This window comes from Marinobacter halotolerans, from assembly GCF_008795985.1.
Classification (GTDB): Bacteria; Pseudomonadota; Gammaproteobacteria; order Pseudomonadales; family Oleiphilaceae; genus Marinobacter; species Marinobacter halotolerans.
The window spans coordinates 1252086-1273578 of record NZ_VMHP01000002.1 but is presented as its reverse complement, the minus strand read 5'-3'; the positions used below and the strand labels follow the sequence as shown (position 1 = coordinate 1273578).

The window sequence follows — 21493 nt, the reverse complement described above, 5'->3', positions numbered from 1 at the left end:
CGTTTGGTTGATTCACAGGGGAAATTTAAGACGCACGATTATACATGCTCGTCCGTGGTCCGGCGAACGCCTAGCGAGGGTTCCTCTGATCATGCACCCGAGGCGTAATTCCCAGCGCCCTTAATTGCTTGAAATGCGATCGCGCCTGCTCCAGCACCGCCTCATCATTTTGTGCAACCAGAGCCAGCCGCTTAAACCGGTCGGCATCTGCGGGCAGCGTGTCCGAAAGAATAATCACCGTATCCCAGTCCTCAGCAACCGGCGGACAAAGCAGAATGCCAACGGGATCGGTGCAGGTCGTCGCGGAGTCGGGAACAATGCGGTGGGGAATAAAAGCATCAGGGCTGAAGTTCCACAACAGGTCGTCCAGCTCCTGGGCGTGTTGCATCGTATCGCACACGATGCCTACCCGATCTCCCTGCTGCCAGGCTTTATCGACAAGCTTGGCGGTATGGAGGTTACGGGCGGCAGCGGTGTTCTGGGCAAGGATATGGAACCAGTAAGACTGGTTCCGTTCCTCCTGAGTTGCGGAATCAGCTTCCGACATTGGACATCAGGTAGTCGACCAGCATGGGGACCGGACGACCGGTAGATCCCTTGGCCTTGCCGGAGAGCCAGGCTGTGCCGGCGATGTCCAGGTGTGCCCAGCGGTAGTCCTTGGCGAATCTGGACAGGAAACAGGCAGCGGTGATGGTGCCCGCCGGGCGGCCACCGATGTTCTGCATGTCGGCAAAGTTGCTGTCCAGCTGGCTCTGGTACTCGTCCCACAGGGGCAGGCGCCAGGCTCGATCACCAGCTCGCTCGCCGGCCGCAAGCAGATCGTTGGCCAGGGCGTCGTTATTGCTCAACAGGCCTGTAGCGTGGCTGCCCAGGGCAATAATGCAGGCGCCGGTCAGTGTTGCCATATCCACAACGACTTCCGGATCAAACTTTTTCACGTAGGTGAGGGCGTCGCACAGCACCAGCCGGCCTTCGGCGTCTGTGTTCAGAATCTCGATGGTCTGCCCGGACATTGAGGTCACAATATCTCCCGGCCGCGTCGCGGTGCCGCTGGGCATGTTCTCGGCAGCGGCAATAACGGCCACCACGTTCATTTTCGGTTTGGTCTCGGCGACGGTCTGCATGGCACCAAACACGGCGGCGGCACCGCCCATGTCGTATTTCATCTCGTCCATGCCTTCGCCGGGCTTCAGGCTGATGCCGCCGGTATCGAAGGTGATGCCCTTGCCCACCAGGACATAAGGCTTTTCATCGGATTTCCCGCCCCGGTATTCCATGACAATCAGCTTCGCGGGCTGGGCAGAGCCGGCGGAAACCGACAGCAGGCTGTGCATGCCGAGTTTTTTCATCTGCTTTTCATCCAGGATTTCCGTCTTGATGACGTCGTGATCCTTGGAGAGTTTCTCCGCCTGCTCGGCAAGCCAGGTAGGGTGACAGACGTTGGGCGGTGTATTGCCCAGGTCCTTGGTCAGATTCATGCCGCGACCTGTCGCCAGGCCCAGGTTGAACGAGTCTTTCAGGGCCTTGCCAGTGCCTGAGGCGGAAACCGTTACCTTGCTCAGTTTGCGGGGGGGCAGTTTCTCACTCTTGAAACCGCTGAAGCGATAGAGCTGGTCTTCCAGGGCGCGGCCGATCAGACTGAGCTTGGCCGCTTCCGAGCCGGAGGCTTCAGGGCCGGTAACCGGCGTATCGGACAGCGCCAGGATAGCGTGCTTCGACGGACCGTCCTTGATTTGCGTGGCAACCGCTATCAGTGCCTTGCGGTAGTTCGCCGGGCTGCGATCCTTGTCGGTGCCCGTGCCGACGATCAGCAGGCGGCTCCAAGGCTGATCTTTTAGCGGAACCAGGGTGGTGGTTGCGTTTTTGCCGGTGGCGTCGCCGTTTTTCTGCAGCTCGGTAATCAACCCGCCGAGCGCTTCGTCCGCCCGGGCCGTAGAGGCCGGCCAGGTGCCTTTCTCGGGAAGGGCAACTGTCAGGCAGTCGGCTTTGATGTCGGTAATGGGTTTGCTGCTGAGCGTAAAGTTCATGGCTTCTCCAGATTAATCGGCTTAATCGTTGTCGAACGGCTATAGCATTGGGTTTTAGGCGCCAATTATCAAGCGCTGACAGCTTGTTAACCACGGACCCTGTCATTCACCGTCAAGGTTACATAGAATACGGCGAATCGTGAATTCCAGCGACTCCGGTCGTTTCTGCCACTGAGAGACCGCCTTGAGCATTGTCTTCCGCTACCTTGCCCGACAGGTTCTGATCAGCATGCTGGCTGTGTCCGGCATCCTGCTGATGGTCTTTATGAGCGGCCGTTTCATCAAGTATCTGGCCAGTGCCGCCGCAGGCGAGCTATCTGGCGATGTGCTGTTTCAGATCATGGCTTACCGCTTTCCCGGTTTTCTCGAACTGATCCTGCCCCTGGGTTTCTTTATCGGCATTCTTCTGGCCTACGGCCGCATGTATCTCGAAAGTGAGATGACGGTGCTGTATGCCTGCGGCGTCAGCGAAAAGCAGCTGTTGGGCAAAACCCTGCTGATCAGCCTGCCGGTAATGCTGACCGTGGGTGCCATGAGCCTGTACGTCTCGCCCTGGGGTATGAAAAAAGTCGAGCAGATTTTCAATGAGCAGCGTCAGGCAACCGAATTCGAGCTGCTGGCGCCCGGGCGCTTCCAGGAGCTGTCCTCGGGCGGGAGGGTGACCTATACCGAGGCTCTGAGTGACGACAAACGGCAACTCCAGGGCGTGTTTATCGCGGAGTACGGTGCCGAGGGCGAGGGGCTATCCATCATAACGGCGGAGTCGGGCTCGCAGTTTGTCGACGAGAAAACCGGCAGCCGGTTCCTGGTGCTGGAAAAAGGGGCCCGCTTTGAAGGTGTGCCGGGACAGCTGGATTACGACGTCACCGGGTTCGACGCGTATGGCCTGAAGATAAGAAGTGGCGATGCTCGAAGCCGAGAGCTCGAAGAGGGGATGAGCACGCGGGCCCTGTTTGCGTCTGATGATCCGGAGCATCGGGCCATGTTGCACTGGCGCTTTACCCTGCCGCTGATCGTTCCCATTGTGACCTTATTGGCGGTGCGCCTTAGCCGGGTAAACCCCAGGCAGGGGCGTTTCTTTCACCTTTTACCGGCCATGCTTGTCTACATCACCTACCTCGGGTTGTTAATTGTGGCGCGGGACGCGCTGAAGGACGGCAAGGTGCCGGAGTGGATCGGATTGTTGTGGGTCCATGTGCTGTTCCTTGCGCTAGGTGCGTGGCTTCAGTTCGGGCCGGCATGGTTGTATCGCCGCCGCCTGCTAAGGGAGGGGCACCAGCGTGCGTAAGATAGATCGATACGTCATGAGTACCGTCGGTGCGGCAATTTTTCTGGTGATGCTGGTTGTTCTGTCGCTGGATCTGATTTTCGCCTTTATTGCCGAACTGGAAGATACGAGAAACGACTATCAAACCTTCGAAGCACTTCTGTACGTGCTGCTGACGCTCCCGCGTCGAATCTACGAATATCTGCCGCTGGGCGCCTTCATGGGATGCCTTGTGGGGCTGGGCACGATGGCCAGTTCGTCCGAACTGACGGTTATCCGCGCGGCTGGTGTCTCCGTGAAACGGATTGTCTGGTCCGCCATGAAGCCGGCGCTTCTGGTTGTATTGCTGGGTGTGGTGATCGGCGAGTATGTGGCGCCGCCGTCGGAGCGTCTGGCCCAGAGTCAGAAAGCGGTGGCTCTGGGTGCCGGCGGTAACGTGGCCTCGGCATCGGGTATCTGGCACCGGGAAGGGGACACGTTTATTCACTTGAATGCGGTTCAACCGAACGGTGTTCTTCACGGAGTATCCCTGTTCAGGTTCAGCGGCGAGCGCTGGCTTGTGTCCGCCAGTTTCGCCGAGCGCGGGATCTATCTGGGCGACCACTGGCAACTGCAAAACATGACAACCACAAAGCTGAGCGAGACCGAGACGTCCAGGGAGAAAAAAGGCTCGGTTCGCTGGGAATCAGGGTTGTCACCGGAGGTTCTGAGTGTGCTGATTGTGGACGCCGAGGATCTTTCTATCCAGGGACTCTACACCTATGCCAGCTATCTGGATGAACAGGGGCTTAACGCTGCAAATTACTGGCTGGCATTCTGGAAAAAAGTGCTGATGCCCCTGGGAACCGCGGTGATGGTGATTGTGGCCATATCCTTTGTGTTTGGTCCGCTTCGGTCGGTCACCATGGGCTTTCGGGTATTTACCGGCCTGATCGTGGGGCTGCTGTTCAAGTACATGCAGGACCTGCTGGGGCCCATGAGCGTGGTGTTCGGTTTCAATCCCGCCATTGCCATTCTGTTGCCCATAGCCATCAGTGCGCTAGCAGGGGCCTTGCTGATGCGGCGGGCCGGCTAGCCGTTAGGGTTTCTTTTCCTCTTTCGGGACGCTTGCAACGATACTTCCCGATGCCCTGTCCGTCAGGGACATGCCATTGATCGGATAGAACAGGGCAACGATCGCCGGAATGGTCACGAAGAGCGTTGCGGAATTCAAAAAGTAGGCACCAAGCAGGGCAACAAACAGAATCGCCGCGGCGGCGATGTAACGCCTCAGTGCCTGTGTCCAGGATACCGACAGTCCGTTCAGGTTTTGTATGCGGATCCGCCATACCTGCATTCCCAGCGTCTGGCCGTTTTTGGTCCAGAAGTAGCCGAAAAACAGATAAAGAACAAAAAACAGCACAAAGGTCAGAACCGGATCCGCCTTGATGGTGCCGGATTCCGCCATCTGCTCGTATTTCTCCCACCCGATCAGGTAACCGGCGACGATGGTGTAGGCCCAGGTCGTTACGAGCAGAACCGCAACACTGATCAGCCCGTCATAAACCACCGCCATCAGACGCTTTAAAAAGGTGGCGGGCGGCAGCAGTTCGTCATCGGAATGAAAGCGTCGGGGCATGGGTTCTCCTGTGATGTTTCGCGTTTTTCCTGGTCACGGCGTGTGCTAGAGTAGCGGATTTGCAAGCGCATGTAATACACAAAGGTATCAAAGGGCTATGAAAACCGCAGAGCTGCGACAGGCGTTTCTGGATTACTTCAAAAAACAGGGCCACACCATCGTTCCAAGCAGTTCGCTTGTGCCGGCAGACGATCCCACCCTGCTGTTTACGAATGCCGGCATGAACCAGTTCAAGGACGTGTTCCTGGGCCGTGAAGAGCGGGATTATACCCGTGCAACCACATCGCAGAAGTGTGTCCGCGCTGGCGGCAAGCACAACGACCTGGAAAACGTCGGTTACACGGCCAGGCACCATACCTTCTTCGAGATGCTGGGCAACTTCAGTTTTGGTGATTACTTCAAACGCGATGCGATTAATTACGCCTGGACGTTTCTGACCGGCAAGGACTGCCTCGGCCTTCCTCAAGAAAAGCTCTGGGTCACGGTTTACGCCTCGGATGACGAAGCCTTTGATATCTGGAACCGGGAAATCGGTGTTCCGGCCGATCGTATCGTTCGCATTGGCGACAACAAGGGCGCGCCTTATGCCTCCGACAACTTCTGGCAGATGGGCGATACCGGCCCCTGCGGACCCTGTACCGAAATCTTCTACGATCACGGACCTGAAGTCGCCGGTGGCCCACCTGGTAGCCCTGAAGAGGACGGCGACCGCTACATAGAGATCTGGAACGTGGTTTTCATGCAGTACAACCGTCAGTCCGACGGGGAAATGCTGCCGCTACCCAAACCGTCCGTAGACACTGGCATGGGTCTTGAGCGCATAACCGCGGTGTTGCAGGGCGTACACAGTAACTATGAAATCGATCTGATGCAGGACCTATTGAAAGCGGCGTCCGGCATCTTGGGCGGCGTCGACACTACCGAGGCGTCCCTGCGCGTCGTGGCGGACCACATCCGTTCCTGCGCCTTCCTGATAGCCGATGGGGTGATGCCTTCCAATGAGGGGCGGGGCTTCGTGTTGCGCCGGATCATTCGTCGTGCGGCCCGTCACGGTAATAAGCTGGGTGCGACCCAGCCTTTCTTCTATCGCCTGACCGCGGCGCTGGTGGAGCTGATGGGCGAGGCCTATCCCCAGCTGGTCAGCAGTCAGAAGCAGATTGAAAAGATTCTTCTGCAGGAAGAAGAGCAGTTCGCCAAAACCCTGGATAACGGTCTGCGGTTGCTGGAGCAGGATATCGCCCAGCTCAAAGGCACGGAAATTCCCGGCGAGACCATTTTCACGCTTTATGACACCTATGGCTTTCCGGTAGACCTGACCAATGACATTGCCCGTGAGCGTGGCCTGACCCTGGATTATGTGGGCTACGAAAAGGCCATGGAGCGCCAGCGTGAGATGGCTCGCGCCGCCAGCAAGTTCGGTATTGATTACAACGCAGCGGGGCTGAAATTCGAGGGCAAAACCGAGTTCACCGGTTACGAGCACATCGACGGCCACGAGACCATCAAGGCTGTGGTAGTAGATGGCGCCGAAAAGACAGCCGAAGCGGGTGACGAAGCGGTGGTTGTGCTCGAGCGCACGCCTTTTTACGCAGAGTCTGGCGGGCAGGTCGGCGATACCGGCCTGCTGACCTGGAGCGGCGGACGCTTCCAGGTGAATGATACCCGCAAAGAGGGTGATAACCACCTTCACATCGGTACGCTGATCGAGGGTGAGTTGTTTCCTGGTCTGGAAGTCGACGCCCGCATTGATCATGACCGCCGTGAGCGAACCAAGAAAAATCACTCCGCGACCCACCTGCTTCATGCTGCACTGAGGAAGGTGCTGGGCGAGCATGTGAGCCAGAAAGGCTCATTGGTGGATCCGGACAAGCTCCGTTTCGACTTCTCTCACTTTGAGCCGGTCACGCCGGAAGAGCTGCGGGAAATAGAGCGCCAGGTGAATGAGCAGATCCTCGACAATACGCCGGTGCAGACCGAGATCACGGATATGGAGCAGGCTCAGCAAAAAGGCGCCATGGCCCTTTTCGGTGAAAAATATGGTGATGTGGTAAGAGTGCTGAGCATGGGTACGGACGCGTATTCCGTAGAGCTTTGTGGTGGTACTCATGTCAGCCGTACCGGGGATATCGGGCTGTTCCGGATTACCTCCGAAAGCGGCATTTCATCCGGTGTACGCCGTATCGAAGCCGTTACCGGTTTCGGAGCGCTGCAATGGGTCGACGAAACCGACCGAACACTTCGGGAAGCTGCGAAACTGGTACGGGGCAGCCGGGAGTCGTTGATTGAAAAAGTTCAGCAGACCCTCGACCGCAATCGTCAGCTTGAGAAAGACGTGGAAGCCCTGAAGGCGAAACTGGCCAGCTCTGCCGGTTCGGATCTTGCTGAATCCGCGGTGGAAGTAGGTGGTCTGAAAGTGGTCGCGGCGCAAATGGAAGGCGCGGATCGTAAGGCGCTGATGGAGACCGCCGACCAGCTCAAGAACAAGCTCGGTGAGGGCGTGGTGGTTCTGGCAAGCGTGGAAGATGGCAAAGTTACCATGGTTGCCGGTGTTACCAAGTCAGCCACGGGCAAAATCAAGGCCGGCGATGTGATGAAGCACCTGGCGTCACAGGTTGATGGCAAGGGTGGCGGTCGTCCGGATATGGCACAGGGTGGTGGCAATGATCCTTCAAGGCTGGCGGATGCATTGGCCGGCATACCCGAGTGGGTTCAGAAGAATCTTGGGTAACTGTCTGTTTTAACGCCGCACAGGCGTTTATACTCGCCCGCTTACGATCTGCAGAACTTTTTCTGCGATCATCAGGGTGTTCTTGGGGCTTTCAGCTAGGGTATCGCAAAGACAATGGCGCTTTTGGTTCAGAAATTCGGTGGCACTTCCGTGGGAACCACTGAACGCATCTCAGCGGTTGCAAAGAAGGTCGCCCGCTTTCGCAACGAAGGGCATGATGTTGTTGTGGTTGTTTCCGCCATGAGCGGTGAAACCAACCGGCTGATCGGGCTGGCCAACGAAATCATGGAAGACCCGACACCCCGCGAAATGGACGTTCTGGTATCCACCGGCGAGCAGGTAACCATTGCGCTTTTGTCCATGGCGCTGCAGAAGCGTGGCTGTGCGGCTCGTTCCTATACTGGATCGCAAGTGCGGATTCTTACCGATAGCAGCCACACCAAGGCCCGTATCAAACAGATCGATGAACAACGCATGCGGGAAGATCTTGATGCCGGTCGGGTTGTCGTGGTTGCCGGATTCCAGGGTATTGACGACACTGGGAATATCACCACGCTTGGCCGAGGCGGTTCAGATACCACGGCCGTGGCGTTGGCAGCGGCACTGAAAGCCGACGAGTGCCAGATCTATACCGATGTTGACGGCGTTTACACGACCGATCCGAGAGTGGTAGACAGTGCCCGCAGGCTTGAACGGATTACGTTCGAAGAAATGATTGAAATGGCCAGCCTCGGTTCCAAGGTTCTCCAGATCCGGGCGGTCGAATTCGCAGGTAAATACAACGTTCCTTTACGAGTCCTTTCCAGCTTTGCAGAAGGGGAAGGAACTCTGATTACTCTTGAGGATGAAAACGTCATGGAACAACCGGTCGTTTCCGGCATCGCCTTCAATCGCGATGAAGCCAAAGTCACTATAGCCGGCGTGCCGGATACCCCGGGTAGCGCGCTGCGCATTCTCAAACCGGTCAGTGACGCCAACATCGAAGTAGACATGATTGTGCAGAACGTGGGTGCGGACAATCGCACTGACTTCACTTTTACCGTGCACCGGAACGACTTCAAGCGTGCCCAGTCTATACTCCAGGCAGTGGCCGATGAATTGGGCGCCAGACAGGTTACAGGTGACAGCAAGATCGCGAAGGTCAGTATTGTTGGTGTCGGGATGCGGTCCCACGCAGGGGTAGCAACGAAGATGTTTGCGGCTCTCTCGAACGAGGGGATTAACATCCTTATGATCTCAACATCGGAAATCAAGATTTCCGTTGTGATTGACGAGAAATATCTTGAGCTTGCGGTTCGTGCGTTGCACAGTGCGTTTGAGCTGGATAAGCCGGGGATAGAAGAAGCCTGATCTTCACTGAATCTTTGGTGGAAGGATCCGGGTAATTAGAAGGGCATCATTTGCAAGCGACAGCTTTTTGTCTTGGGGCTAGGTCCTTATACGGATTTAGTCAGACAAGTGATCCCACCATATAAATAGAAAGTATACATTTGCCCACGTAGGCAAGTTTGCGCAAAGGGAGTGAAGAGCATGTTGATTTTGACTCGCCGTGTTGGCGAAACCCTGATGGTTGGTGATGACATTACCGTGACTGTTCTTGGGGTGAAGGGAAACCAGGTCCGTATCGGTGTGAATGCTCCGAAAGAGGTTGCTGTGCATCGGGAAGAAATTTATCAGCGCATTCAGAGTGAAAAGGGTTCCGAAGAACCTGAACCGGGCAATAGCTGATAAAACTTCTGTCAACCCTATGAAAACAGAAAAATTATGGTAGTATACGCCCCGTTCTGAAGGAGAGGTGGGTGAGTGGCTGAAACCAGCTCCCTGCTAAGGAGCCATACGCATTGCGCGTATCGAGGGTTCGAATCCCTCCCTCTCCGCCACTATTTACGATGTGGCAGTTCGAAAGAATATTGCGCGGCTGTAGCTCAGCTGGATAGAGTACCTGGCTACGAACCAGGCGGTCGGAGGTTCGAATCCTCCCAGCCGCGCCATTTATTCAAATGCTTCAAGTGAGCATTAAAGATTTAGCAGTTTTTAAGCGGCTGTAGCTCAGCTGGATAGAGTACCTGGCTACGAACCAGGCGGTCGGAGGTTCGAATCCTCCCAGCCGCGCCATATCAAACGAAAGACCCCGCTTCCAGCGGGGTTTTTTGTTTGTATGTCTCGGAGCTGGAAAGGATTTGAGCCGAAAGAGGTTCGACCGAAGCACACAGTGTGTGCTGAGGAACGTCGTCGCAAAGCGACGACGGCCCCGAAGGGGTGAGGGCGCTAGCCCGAATAATCCTCCCTCCCGTCACCACATCAAATCATCAGGAATCTCATATCCTGCATAGGGATCGTCATCCCCAAGGTCGTCTTCCTGCCGCTCATGAAGCGCAACCACAGCTGACTCGTCCCTTTCCATAATCTTCCGGGCAACCCCTTCAGCCACGATTTCATAGGAACCGTTCAATAGAACCACCGCCAACCGCCCCCTCGCCAGCTGATCCGCCATCGTCTCCGTCACATACAACTTTTTGATCTTCTTGTTATCCACAAACTGATAGGCGGTTTCGCCGCCGGACCGTTCAATCCGGTTGGTTTCGATCAGTTGACGGATCTGCGCCTGAATCGCCTTTTTATTGGCTTGTTTCTGGCGTTCCAGGTTCAGTTGGCGGTCTCTTTCAGCTTTTTCTTCCCTGGCCTGGCGGGCGCGAATCTCGGTTTCGCTGATTTCTGCCGTGCCTTTGGGCTGTTGCTTGCGCTTTTTCCGTTTCTCGTTCTTTATTGCCTTGGCTTTCTTTTCGTCAGCAAGGCCGGCTTTCAAGAGTTGATCCTGAAGGGATGGCATAACAGCTCCGTAGCGGATGTCGAATTCTGGTAGACTACGTTGATTATACGCACCAATGATGTCACGTCGAAGCCGTTCACCATTTGAAGTTATCTGCCTACCTTTCCGGGAAACCTGTTTATGTCGTCTTTCAGCGAGCTTGATCTTTCCGCGTCCATGCGCGCCAACCTGCAGAAGCTGGGCTACGACAACCCGACTCCGGTTCAGGCATCGGCTCTGCCGCCTGCTCTGCAGGGTCGGGATGTCATCGCTCAGGCCCAGACTGGCAGTGGTAAAACCGCGGCGTTTGGAATACCGGTCATAGAGAAGCTTGATGTGGCTAGCTTTTCGGTGCAGGCCCTTGTGCTCTGTCCCACCCGCGAGCTTGCCGATCAGGTGGCCAAATCGCTCCGTGAGCTTGCCAGAGCTAAGGATAACGTGAAGATTATTTCGCTTTGTGGCGGTGTTTCTATCGGGCCCCAGATCGGTTCGCTGAGTCATGGTGCTCACCTGGTTGTGGGTACGCCCGGCAGAATTCAGGACCATCTACGTAAAGGCACTTTGAAACTGAACCGCCTCAGCACGCTTATTCTTGATGAGGCAGATCGGATGCTGGATATGGGTTTTGAAGAAGCCGTCGAGGATATCATCGGTCAGGCACCCGCAGACCGTCAGACACTGATGTTCTCGGCTACCTGGCCCAAAGCGATCCGTGTGCTCAGTGAGCGTTATCAGAGAGCGCCTGTGGACGTGAGGATCGAACAGGCGGATGTGGTGTCGGATATCTCCGAGACTTTTTACGAGCTTTCGCCCGGCCAACAACTGGAGGCGCTACAGGCACTTCTCTCGACCCATCAGCCGGATTCCTGCATCGCCTTCTGCAACACCAAACAGCAGTGCGATGAGGTGTCCGCTGCCCTCAACGAGCGTGGTTTTTCGGCGCTGGCGTTGCATGGTGATCTTGAGCAGCGTGATCGGGACAGTGTACTGGTCCGGTTTGGCAACAAGAGTTGTTCGGTGCTTGTGGCGACAGACGTGGCGGCCCGGGGGCTGGATATCAAATCGTTGCCGTTGGTGGTGAATGTCGAACCAGCGCGGGACAGCGAAGTTCATATCCACCGAATCGGCCGTACTGGCCGCGCCGGCGAGCAGGGGCTTGCCGTTACTTTCTGCACCCCCGCCCAGTCTCATAAGATAAATCGTCTGGAGTCCCGGCGCGGACTTGCGGTGGAGTGGGGAAACACCGCAGAACTTCTTGCCACGCCATTGAAGCCGGTAACGCCAGTCATGAAAACGCTTTGTATTGCCGGTGGCCGGAAGGACAAGGTGCGTCCGGGGGATGTCCTGGGCGCTCTCACCGGTGAGGCAGGGTTGCCAGGTAATGTAGTTGGCAAGATTGATCTGTTTGATTTTCAGTGCTTTGTAGCCGTGGAAAAGTCTGCGGCAGCGACGGCCCTGAAGCGTTTGGAAAACGGTCGTATCAAGGGCCGGAAAATGCGCGTGCGTTATGCATGAAACCGGCTATTTATGCTCGGAAACCACTTATTGAAAGATGTCATTTGCTTGCTCAGGGGGGCGGAAAACGGTAAATTACGCGGGATTTTGCCTCCCGAACGGGCCAGCATTACCTTAGCCTAAAGTCTAAGGCCTTTGATGATGCGGTTTTCGGGGAAATCAACGTTCAACACAGGTAGCTATTCGGTATGAGTGAGCTGATGTCACAAGCCGTCGATCTGATGGTCGCAGGCATGGGGTTTGTGTTCGTATTCCTGATTATTCTGGTATTCGCAACCCTGCTCATGTCCAAACTGATCCTGCGGCTCGGTCCTGACGAACCGGTCGCCCCGGCGAAAACTCCACGTGCAAAGCCTTCGGCATCTCCGTCGGTCGATCCTGACACCGCCGAAGCCATTAAAAAAGCGATTGCACAATTCCGGGCCCGCCACAAGAAGTGACCCGGAAGACAGATTAGAACCTTTAAACAGAAGGCTGACACGATGACTGACACAAAGAAACCGTTAGGGATTACGGACGTTATCCTGCGCGACGCACACCAGTCCCTGCTGGCGACCCGTATGCGCCTTGATGACATGCTGCCCATTGCCGAGAAGCTCGACAAGGTTGGCTTCTGGTCCCTCGAATCCTGGGGCGGTGCCACATTTGATGCGTGTATCCGTTATCTGGGCGAAGACCCCTGGGAGCGCATCCGTGAACTGAAGAAGGCCATGCCAAATACCCAGCAGCAGATGTTGCTTCGTGGTCAGAACCTTCTGGGCTACCGGCACTACGCGGATGATGTGGTAGAGCGTTTTTGTGATCGTGCGGCTGAGAACGGCATCGACGTGTTCCGCATTTTCGATGCGATGAACGATCCGCGTAATCTGGACACTGCCATCAAGGCCGTGAAGAAAACCGGCAAGCATGCCCAGGGCACCATTGCCTATACCACCAGCCCGGTTCACACCATTGAGATGTGGGTCGATATGGCGAAAGAGGTGGCCAGCATGGGCGCCGACTCTATCGCTATCAAGGACATGGCCGGTATTCTCAAACCCTACGTGGCCTTCGATCTGGTCAGCCGTCTGAAGAAAGAGCTGGATATTCCGATTCACATGCAGTGCCACGCCACCACTGGCATGTCTACTGCAACCGCAATCAAAGCTGCGGAAGCGGGTATCGACAACGTGGATACCGCTATATCTTCAATGAGCATGACCTACGGTCACTCGCCCACTGAAGCGGTCGTAGCGATTCTTGAGGGCACGGAACGCGACACTGGCCTGGATCTCACCCTGCTGGAAGAAATTGCCAGCTACTTCCGGCAAGTGCGCAAAAAATACGCTCGCTTTGAGGGCAGCCTGCGCGGCACCGATTCCCGCATCCTGATTGCCCAGGTGCCCGGTGGCATGCTCACCAACATGGAGAACCAGCTCAAGGAGCAGAACGCCAGCGACAAGTTCGATGAAGTTCTGGCCGAGATTCCGAAGGTCCGTGAGGATCTGGGCTTTATCCCGCTGGTGACCCCGACCTCACAGATTGTCGGCACCCAGGCGGTACTGAACGTGCTGACCGGTGAGCGTTACAAGTCCATCTCAAAGGAAACGTCTGCAATCCTGAAAGGCGAGTATGGTGCTGCCCCGGCGAAGTTCAACAAGGAACTGCAGGAGCGGGTGCTGGAAGGCAAAGAGCCGGTGACCTGTCGCCCGGCGGATCTGCTGGATCCGGAAATGGACCGGCTGACCGAGGAGCTGGATAAGATTGCCGAAGAAAAGGGCATCAGGCTTTCCGAGAACAAGATTGATGATGTGCTGACTTACGCGCTGTTCCCCCAGATCGGTCTCAAGTTCCTGGAAAACCGCGACAACCCTGACGCTTTCGAGCCGGTTCCCACGGCCGATGTGGCTGCCTCCGCCCCTGCGAAGCAGGATGGACCAGAGACCTACACGGTGGAAGTGAACGGCAAGAAGTACGTGGTTGCCGTGAATGAAGGTGGTGAGATCAGCCAGATTCAGGGCAGTGACGGTTCAACCTCCGGTGCCCAGTCTTCAGAGCCAGCTGCGGCGCCTGCGCCTGGCGGCGGTGATCCGGTTCCGGCTCCATTGGGCGGTAACATTTTCAAGGTTCTGGTTTCGCCCGGCGAAGCCGTGGAAGAAGGCGATGTGCTGATTATTCTCGAAGCCATGAAAATGGAAACAGAAATCCGCGCACCGAAGGCCGGCACTATCGGCGACATTTTCATCAAGGTCGGTGATGCCGTGTCCGTTGGTGATGAAATGCTGACAATCGGATAAGGGCCAGCATTCCATGGAAAAGTTAATGACACTCTGGACAGGTAGTGGCCTGTTCAATCTCGAACTCGGCCAGGCGGTTATGATTGCTGTCGGCCTTCTTCTGCTGTTCCTTGCGATCCGCAAGGGCTTTGAGCCGTTGCTGCTGGTGCCGATCGGTTTTGGCGGCATTCTGGCGAACATTCCGGAGGCAGGGCTTGCCCTGTCGGCCGCGGAAAACGCTCTCCACTTTGCCAAGCCGCAGGTGTTAGCTGCGTTGGCGGGTACGCTGGATGTTGCCTACCAGGCTGGCCAGGCAGTGACCCCGGAAATCAAGGAAGCGTTCAAGGCTGCCTACAACGATGCCGGTTATTCAGCCGTCAGTGCTGCGAATGCCATCGCACAGGACAACGGCTATGGCAACGGCATGCTCTATAACTTCTACACCGTGGTTATCGGCAGTACCATCGGTCCTCTGCTGATCTTCATGGGTGTGGGCGCCATGACGGACTTCGGTCCATTGCTGGCAAACCCGAAGACCTTGCTTCTGGGCGCTGCAGCTCAGTTCGGCATTTTCGGTACAGTGCTGGGTGCAGCTCTGCTTGACTGGCTTGGCATCCTTGAATTTACCATTCTTGAGGCGGCAGCCATCGGTATCATCGGTGGTGCGGACGGTCCGACGTCGATCTATGTATCAAGTGTTCTGGCGCCGCATCTGATTGGTGCGATTGCGGTCTCGGCCTACGCCTACATGGCTTTGGTGCCGATGATTCAGCCGCCCATCATGAAGGCTCTGACCAGCCAGAAAGAGCGCGCGATCAAGATGGAGCAGCTGCGCCCGGTGAGCAAGAAAGAGAAGATCATCTTCCCGCTGGTCGTACTGATTGCCGTGGTTCTGTTCCTGCCGGATGCGGCACCGCTGCTGGGCATGTTCTGCTTCGGTAACCTGATGCGCGAGTGTGGTGTGGTTGAGCGTCTGAGCGATACCGCCCAGAACGCCCTGATCAACATTGTGACCATCTTCCTGGGTCTGTCTGTCGGTTCAAAGCTGATTGCTGATAAGTTCCTGGATGGCCAGACCCTGGGTATTCTGGGCCTGGGCATTGTGGCCTTCGGTGTGGGCACGGCGTGCGGTGTTCTGATGGCAAAACTGATGAACGCATTCACCAAAGAGCCCATCAACCCGCTGATCGGTTCCGCCGGTGTGTCTGCGGTGCCAATGGCAGCACGGGTATCCAACAAGGTTGGCCTGGAGGCGAATCCGCAGAACTTCCTGCTGATGCACGCTATGGGCCCGAACGTGGCCGGCGTGATCGGCTCTGCGGTGGCTGCCGGTGTGATGATCAAGCTGCTTGGCTGATCGTCTCGCTCAGGTAATTAAGGAGACCCCGCTTATGCGGGGTTTTCTTGTTTTTATAGCCTGTTAATTTTGGTGTAGGCGCCGTTGCGAAGGCCTTCCAGGCTTTGAGTTAACGCAGCTCCACCGTAGGTCGGATTAGGCAAAGCCGTAATCCGACAACTTAGTGAAAATTCCTGGCATGAACCGGCAGGCTGTTAATCAAGTGACTAAGATCAGACAGCTTCCCTGCCATTACATGCACAATATTCCCCTGTCTTTCCAATACACCTTTCACATGTAATAACCGCGCAGTCAGCAGCGGCTTGCGCTGCTTGCGCGCCGTAGCCAGCCACACCACCACATTCACGTTACCGGTTTCATCTTCCAGGGTGACGAAAGTAACGCCGGAGGCAGTCCCCGGGCGCTGCCGGCCGGTAACCAGCCCTGCCACCTGAACCGGAACGCCGGGTTTGATGTCTTTAAGCTGTTCTGACGTGTGACAAAAATGCAGGTGCCCCTGTTCTCGAAGCAGGGCAAGCGGGTGTCGCTGCAATGTGAGTCCCTGGCTGGCGTAGTCGGCCAGAATATTCTGGCCTTCGGTGGGTTCGGGAAGCTGGTGGCAGATGTCTGGGGCGTATACGGGTGCCGCATCGGCTGCAAACAGGGCACTTGGCTGTTCATGGCCAAGCAGTTGCCAGTAGGCCTGATGGCGGTTGGCGGTAAAATCCGGCATGGCGTTGGCGCCGGCCAGTAATTCCAGGTCGCGCTGATTCAGGCCTGCAAGCCGTCGAATTTCGTCCGTGCTTTGATAGCCGCCGGCAGGCCTGTTCTGGAATAGTCGCTCGGCACCTTCACCAGACAGTCCCTGAATCTGTCGGAGGCCGAGTCTCAGATGGCGATCCGGCCCCTCGAGTGTATGGTCCGGCTGGCTGTGGTTTACGTCCGGTGAAAGAACCACCACATCATGGCGCCGGGCGTCCTGCACCAGCTGTGAAGGCGAGTAGAAACCCATGGGCTGGCTGTTCAGTAGCGCACAGTAAAACGCGGCCGGGTAGTGACGTTTGATCCAGGCGGAGACATAGACCAGCAGGGCAAAGCTGGCAGCGTGGGATTCCGGGAAACCGTAGCCGCCAAAACCACAGATCTGCTGGTACAGGCGTTCCGCGAACTCGGCGTCGTGACCCCGTTCGAGCATGCCGTCCATCAACTTTTCCCGGAAAGGCGTCAGGTCCCCGTGGGACTTCCAGGCGGCCATGGCACGCCTTAACTGGTCGGCTTCACCGGCAGAGAACCCGGCGGCCACCATGGCCAGTTTGATCACCTGTTCTTGAAAAATGGGTACTCCCAGCGTGCGCTCAAGAACGCTGCGAATGGCGTCATTGGGATAGTTCACCGGCTCCAGGCCGTGCTTCCGGCGAAGGTAAGGGTGCACCATATCGCCCTGAATCGGGCCGGGACGCACAATCGCTACTTCCACCACCAGGTCGTAATAGGTGGCAGGTTTCAGGCGCGGCAGCATGTTGATCTGGGCGCGGGATTCCACCTGGAAGACGCCTATGCTGTCGCCCTGCTGGAGCATCTGGTAGGTGGCCTTGTCTTCCTGGGGTACATCCTGGATACGGAAGTCTTCGCCTCGCTGTTCACTGATCAGTTCCAGTGCCCGACGAATGGCAGAAAGCATGCCCAGGGCAAGCACGTCGACTTTCATCAGGCCCAGGCTTTCCAGGTCGTCCTTGTCCCACTGGATGACCGTCCGGTCGGCCATGGCAGCGTTTTCCACCGGCACCAGATCAGCCAGGGGGCCGGCGCTGATGACAAATCCACCTACGTGCTGGGATAAATGTCGGGGGAAACCCAGCAGGGTATTCACCAGAATGAAAAACTGATCGGCGGTTTTGGGGTTCCGGGTCAAGTGTTTGTCCAGAATCTGCTGGCGCCAGTCAGTGGCCCTGTCGCGCCAGTCGATGCCGTCCAGCAGCTGTTCTATCAGGGCAGGGTCGAAGCCCAGAGCCTTGCCGACGTCGCGGATGGCGCTTTTGGGGCGGTAGCGAATGACCGTTGCCGCCAGGGCTGCCCGCTCCCGGCCGTAACGCCGGTAGATATACTGGATGACTTCCTCGCGGCGCTGGTGCTCGAAATCCACGTCAATATCCGGCGGCTCGTTCCGGTCTCTGGAAATAAAGCGTTCGAACAGCAGTTCCACCCGGGCCGGGTTCACTTCGGTAATGCCCAGGCAATAGCACACCGCGGAATTGGCGGCCGAGCCCCGGCCCTGGCAGAGAATGCCCTGGCTGCGCGCAAAGGCAACGATATCGTGGATGGTCAGAAAATAGTGTTCGTAAGCCATCTCGGAGATCAGGGCCAGTTCCTTGCGGATCAGCCCCTGGACTTTTAACGGGGTTCCTTCCGGGTAGCGCCGTTTTTCACCTTCACGAGTCAGTTGCTTCAGATAACCGGCCGGCGTACCGCCTTCCGGCACCAGATCCGGCGGGTATTCGTAGCGAAGGCTGCCGGGCTCGAACGTGCATTGATTGGCAATGGTCACGGTTTCTTCCAGCCAGGCGGCAGGGAACAGTTTTGTCAGCACCGGCAGTGGGCGCAGGTAACGCTCGCCATTCTGGAACAGGCAGTGGCCGGCCTGTTCCAGGGGGGTGCGATGGCGAAGGGCGGTCAGCACATCCTGCAACGGCTGCCTTTCCCGCTTATGCATGTGCACTTCACCCGTGGCGGTGATGGGGCAGCGCAGATGGTCGGCGAGCCATCGAATCCTTGCCAGCTGCTGCTTCTCGCCGGGTTCCAGGCAGCGGGATGCGGCAATCCAGAACCCCGGATCAAACAGACGATTCAACCATTCGCCACAGGCCAGCGCCTGGTCAGCATCGGCTTCCGCGGGCGAAGGCGGCAGCCACAGGCAGAGACAGTCGCTCAGGTTGTGGGTTTCCACATCGGCTGCAAACAGCCGGAACTGCCCTTTATCCGCCCGGCGTCGGGCGGTGGTGATCAGTTGGCAGAGCTGGCCGTAGCCTTTCCGGGTTTTCGCCAGCAGAATAAAACAGGGGCTGATCGCCCCGGGGGGAGCATCCTCCAGCGTAAACCAGCTTCCGGTAATCAGTTTGATCGGCTGATCCCTGACCGCCGCCCACGCCCGGGGAATGCCCGCGACAGAGCAGACATCGGTGATCGCCAGTGCCTGATACCCCAGCGCCAGTGCCCGCTCGGAGAGTTCATGAGGGTGGGATGCCCCCGTCAGAAAGGTGAAGTTGCTGAAGCAGAAAAGCTCAGCGTAAGCGGCATTGTGCATCAGCCAAACCATCCATGGACGAACCAGCCGTCTCGGGCATCGTGAAACACCCAGGCCAGCTGGCCGGTGTGCAGTTGCGCAATATAGTAATCCCGGTGTACCCGTTGCCCGTCCCACCAGCCGCCGCTGATTCGTTCCGGCCCGGAAAACCAGGTGGCCGGCGGCTCTGTCAGGGGTTGTGGGCCTTTCAAAAGCCAGAGCGGCCGCCTCGGCAATTGGCTGGATTCAACGTGCGCCCGCCGGTGACTGTTCCGGATAACATCCGAAGCGGACCAGGCCCGTTCCGGACGATGGTCCGCCTGGGGCGAAAGTTGTCTCAGGGAATCACTGCCAAGCCTGGCCTGTAAGCGGCTGATCAGGGTATGCCAGGCTTCATTGAGGTCCTGTGTCTCTCCCAGCAGGTCCCGCTCATCCGGTGCTTCACGTGGAATAAAGCGGTTCACTGACAGAATGATTGCAATGACTGGCGCCCGCAGAGGATGTTGCTCGAACCGTATCTGGCTCAGCTTGAGAAAGGTCTCTGCCCGATGTTCGGGGCCGGACGTGCGGATACGCAGTCGGGTGGGCTCTTCATGGCGGTGTTGCAGTACCAGTAGCAGGCTGTCGGTATCCTGCTGCCGCCAGCAGAGATCGTCTTCCAGTTCCCGGAGTATGCGTTGAAGCGGGAACAGCAGCCCCTGGGCATGCTCGATTTCCTGCACAAAGTCTGCCTGCTGGCGAAATCGATGGGGCGGTTGCCAGGATGTTTGCGGGTCTGCTCGTGTGCCCTGAATCTTCTGGGTCCGGGCCAGCAGTTCTGGCGAAAGCCGTTTTGCCAGCTCTGCAGCTGGCAGGGTGAACACTTCCCCCAGGGTGTTCAGGCCCAGGCGCTGGAGCCTGAGGCAGGACTGATCGTCAAAGCCGGCATCGAACAGGGACAGCCGGTTCAGTGTGCGCATTATATGGCCGGTATCGGCGGTGCACTCGCCCTGGCCGGTACGGGCAATCAGGCGGGCGGCCAGGGGGGTGTGGCCGATGGCAATCCAGGCATTGAGCTGCCGCTCGTTCAGGCCCTGTTCCACCGTTTGCCAGACCGCAGGCAGGCCACCATACAGCTTCTGCAGGCTGCCTATCTCAGCCAGCAGGCCATCCGGCGGCACCGGTACGATATAGGCGGCATAGCGATACAGCCAGCGGGCCTGATCTTCCAGAATTCGCGCTTCCTGCTGTTCGTCTGCCTGCACGATATGCAGTTCCGGGCTCAGGCTCAGGGCGGTTTTCAGGCGCATACCCGCACGCACACCCTGTGCTTTTGCAGAGGGGCAGGCCTGGATGATTTTATGGCCAGCACCTTCCACAACCGCCAGGGCTCCCTGGTTTTCATGGGAACGGCGGAGGTGGTCCAGCAACAGGTGAGGGAAGTGCAGGTAGAGCCAGAGCATGGTGACATTAACGCCCGGAATCGGGCCAGGGTCCCTGAACAATACGGGGCGCCTCGCAGAAAGACAGGTCGGCCCGGTGACCCATTGTCAGAGCACAGTGCTGGCCGGGCCAGCTACCCCGCCGCTTGATAATGTTGATGGTCAGGTTCTGTTGCTGGTCCGGCTCCAGATCAAGCCGCAGGGCTGCAGGGGAGTTCTGCCCGGCATAGTGGCGTTCCCGGAACAGAACGCATACATTGCTGCCTGCTTCGGCTGCCAGCTGCAGTCGTCTTATGTCCCTGGACATCAGTTTGCCGGGCCAGGCCATGACCAGCCCGGTCACCGGTGAGCGCAGACAGTTTTCAAGTGTCCAGAGGAAGTCGCTGTCGTCACGGGTATGAACCATAACAACCTGGTCCAGATCGATACCTTCCCTGGCCAGCGCCGGGGCATAGGGCGTATGGGGAGGGTTCAACCAGAATACGGTTTTGCGGCTTGCGGTCAGCCTTTGCATCAGTGGCAGCAACAGGTGCAGTTCTCCGATGCCATGGGCGTCCAGCAGGCATTCGCTCAGCGCGCCCCGCGGCCAGCCAATGCCACCGAGCTGGTTGTCCAGCACCTGGTAGCCGGTGGGCTCTGCTGGTTGTGTACTTTGTCTGTGCCTGCGGCCCTGCCAGATGCGGTCGTCCTGCATCAGCGTGTTCAGAATCTTGCTCATGGGAAATTCCAGAAATACTGTTTAAATATACAGTATTCTGAACGGTCAGTGATTTCAAGCGCCGGTTGATAAAAGGAGTGCTCGCGCCCACCCTTGTAATGTCACTTGCAAAAGCAGCACAGAAAAGGAGACTGAAATGAGCGATCTGTCGAAGCAACAGTGCGAGGCCTGCAGCCCCGATGCACCGAAAGCGACGGAAGAAGAGAAGCAGTCGCTGGGCGCGAATGTTCCGGACTGGGAGATTGTGGAAGTCGACGGCGAGGAACAGTTAAAGCGCACGTTCAAGCTCAAGAACTTTGCCCAGGCCCAGGCGTTTACCAACAAGGTAGGGGATCTGGCGGAAGAAGTGGACCACCATCCGGTGATTATTCTGGAATACGGAAAGGTGACGGTGCACTGGTGGAGCCATGAGATTCACGGGCTGCACAAGAATGACTTTATTATGGCAGCGCGCACAGATGAGGCGTTTAACGCATAGCGTGCGGCTACGACTAATTTGTTCCGTGCATAAAAAATGCC

Annotated in this window: 17 protein-coding genes and 3 tRNA genes; 13 read left to right on the top strand and 7 right to left on the bottom strand. The window is 57.3% G+C overall.

Translation table 11 applies throughout. The annotated features are described in order from the left end of the window. Positions 1-70 precede the first annotated feature (70 nt). Together FPL19_RS16195 and FPL19_RS16190 are read right to left on the bottom strand one after the other, a co-directional pair. On the bottom strand, positions 71-547 hold the full coding sequence (locus FPL19_RS16195) for a DNA polymerase III subunit chi (RefSeq protein ID WP_150914029.1): 477 nt from the start codon (positions 545-547) through the stop codon (positions 71-73). After that, the gene (locus FPL19_RS16190) at positions 534-2027 is read right to left on the bottom strand and encodes a leucyl aminopeptidase (protein ID WP_150914027.1); all 1494 of its coding nucleotides are present in this window, start codon (positions 2025-2027) and stop codon (positions 534-536) included. Before FPL19_RS16190 ends, FPL19_RS16195 begins: the two co-directional genes overlap by 14 nt. Before the next feature lie 184 nt (positions 2028-2211). Between FPL19_RS16190 and lptF the strand changes: the two genes are divergently transcribed. Continuing rightward, entirely contained in the window at positions 2212-3315 is a 1104-nt protein-coding gene (lptF, locus tag FPL19_RS16185; protein WP_150914025.1) for an LPS export ABC transporter permease LptF, read from the top strand. Then, positions 3308-4369 (top strand): LPS export ABC transporter permease LptG, encoded by a 1062-nt coding sequence (lptG, locus tag FPL19_RS16180; protein WP_150914023.1) that lies wholly within the window; start codon positions 3308-3310, stop codon positions 4367-4369. Before lptF ends, lptG begins: the two co-directional genes overlap by 8 nt. Positions 4370-4372: 3 nt before the next feature. On the opposite strand, the gene FPL19_RS16175 is transcribed toward lptG, so the two are convergent. Beyond that, a complete protein-coding gene (locus tag FPL19_RS16175; RefSeq protein WP_150914021.1) occupies positions 4373-4912 on the bottom strand; it encodes an RDD family protein in 540 nt (179 codons plus the stop codon). Between the two features lie 97 nt (positions 4913-5009). On the opposite strand from FPL19_RS16175, the gene alaS reads away from it, so the two are divergent. The 6 genes from alaS to FPL19_RS16145 all read left to right on the top strand — a co-directional run bounded on the left by alaS (position 5010) and on the right by FPL19_RS16145 (position 9755). Next, positions 5010-7640, top strand: coding sequence for an alanine--tRNA ligase (alaS, locus tag FPL19_RS16170; protein WP_150914019.1), 2631 nt, complete (start codon positions 5010-5012; stop codon positions 7638-7640). 114 nt (positions 7641-7754) lie between these two features. Beyond that, positions 7755-8990 carry an aspartate kinase gene (locus FPL19_RS16165; RefSeq protein WP_150914018.1) on the top strand — a complete coding sequence of 412 codons (1236 nt, stop codon included), beginning with the start codon at positions 7755-7757 and terminating at the stop codon, positions 8988-8990. Positions 8991-9170: 180 nt separating this feature from the next. Then, entirely contained in the window at positions 9171-9368 is a 198-nt protein-coding gene (csrA, locus tag FPL19_RS16160) for a carbon storage regulator CsrA (RefSeq protein ID WP_008172808.1), read from the top strand. A 61-nt stretch (positions 9369-9429) separates the two neighbouring features. Continuing rightward, positions 9430-9520 (top strand) — tRNA-Ser (locus tag FPL19_RS16155). A 34-nt stretch (positions 9521-9554) separates the two neighbouring features. Continuing rightward, positions 9555-9631, top strand: a tRNA-Arg gene (locus FPL19_RS16150). A 47-nt stretch (positions 9632-9678) separates the two neighbouring features. Then, positions 9679-9755, top strand: a tRNA-Arg gene (locus FPL19_RS16145). A gap of 178 nt (positions 9756-9933) precedes the next feature. Here the strand turns inward: FPL19_RS16145 and FPL19_RS16140 are convergent. Then, positions 9934-10470 (bottom strand): DUF2058 domain-containing protein, encoded by a 537-nt coding sequence (locus FPL19_RS16140; protein ID WP_150914016.1) that lies wholly within the window; start codon positions 10468-10470, stop codon positions 9934-9936. A 120-nt stretch (positions 10471-10590) separates the two neighbouring features. On the opposite strand from FPL19_RS16140, the gene dbpA reads away from it, so the two are divergent. The 4 genes from dbpA to FPL19_RS16120 all read left to right on the top strand — a co-directional run bounded on the left by dbpA (position 10591) and on the right by FPL19_RS16120 (position 15576). Further along, entirely contained in the window at positions 10591-11964 is a 1374-nt protein-coding gene (dbpA, locus tag FPL19_RS16135; protein ID WP_150914014.1) for an ATP-dependent RNA helicase DbpA, read from the top strand. Positions 11965-12152: 188 nt separating this feature from the next. Then, positions 12153-12404 (top strand): OadG family protein, encoded by a 252-nt coding sequence (locus tag FPL19_RS16130; protein WP_150914012.1) that lies wholly within the window; start codon positions 12153-12155, stop codon positions 12402-12404. 42 nt (positions 12405-12446) lie between these two features. Beyond that, positions 12447-14240, top strand: coding sequence for a sodium-extruding oxaloacetate decarboxylase subunit alpha (gene oadA / locus FPL19_RS16125; RefSeq protein ID WP_150914010.1), 1794 nt, complete (start codon positions 12447-12449; stop codon positions 14238-14240). Between the two features lie 13 nt (positions 14241-14253). Further along, positions 14254-15576, top strand: a complete 1323-nt coding sequence (locus tag FPL19_RS16120) for a sodium ion-translocating decarboxylase subunit beta (protein WP_263656807.1) — start codon at positions 14254-14256, stop codon at positions 15574-15576. Between the two features lie 160 nt (positions 15577-15736). Here FPL19_RS16120 and FPL19_RS16115 read toward each other — a convergent pair whose 3' ends face one another. From FPL19_RS16115 to imuA, 3 genes are read right to left on the bottom strand one after another with little or no spacing between them, the layout of a single operon-like run. Next, the gene (locus FPL19_RS16115) at positions 15737-18856 is read right to left on the bottom strand and encodes an error-prone DNA polymerase (RefSeq protein ID WP_150914006.1); all 3120 of its coding nucleotides are present in this window, start codon (positions 18854-18856) and stop codon (positions 15737-15739) included. Continuing rightward, a complete protein-coding gene (locus tag FPL19_RS16110) occupies positions 18856-20277 on the bottom strand; it encodes a Y-family DNA polymerase (protein ID WP_150914294.1) in 1422 nt (473 codons plus the stop codon). The genes FPL19_RS16115 and FPL19_RS16110 overlap by 1 nt, the downstream gene beginning before the upstream one ends. A 7-nt stretch (positions 20278-20284) precedes the next feature. After that, the gene (gene imuA, locus FPL19_RS16105) at positions 20285-20974 is read right to left on the bottom strand and encodes a translesion DNA synthesis-associated protein ImuA (RefSeq protein ID WP_150914004.1); all 690 of its coding nucleotides are present in this window, start codon (positions 20972-20974) and stop codon (positions 20285-20287) included. A 136-nt stretch (positions 20975-21110) separates the two neighbouring features. Between imuA and FPL19_RS16100 the strand changes: the two genes are divergently transcribed. Then, complete coding sequence (locus FPL19_RS16100) at positions 21111-21452, top strand: 4a-hydroxytetrahydrobiopterin dehydratase (protein WP_150914002.1); 342 nt, start codon at positions 21111-21113, stop codon at positions 21450-21452. Positions 21453-21493 lie beyond the last annotated feature (41 nt).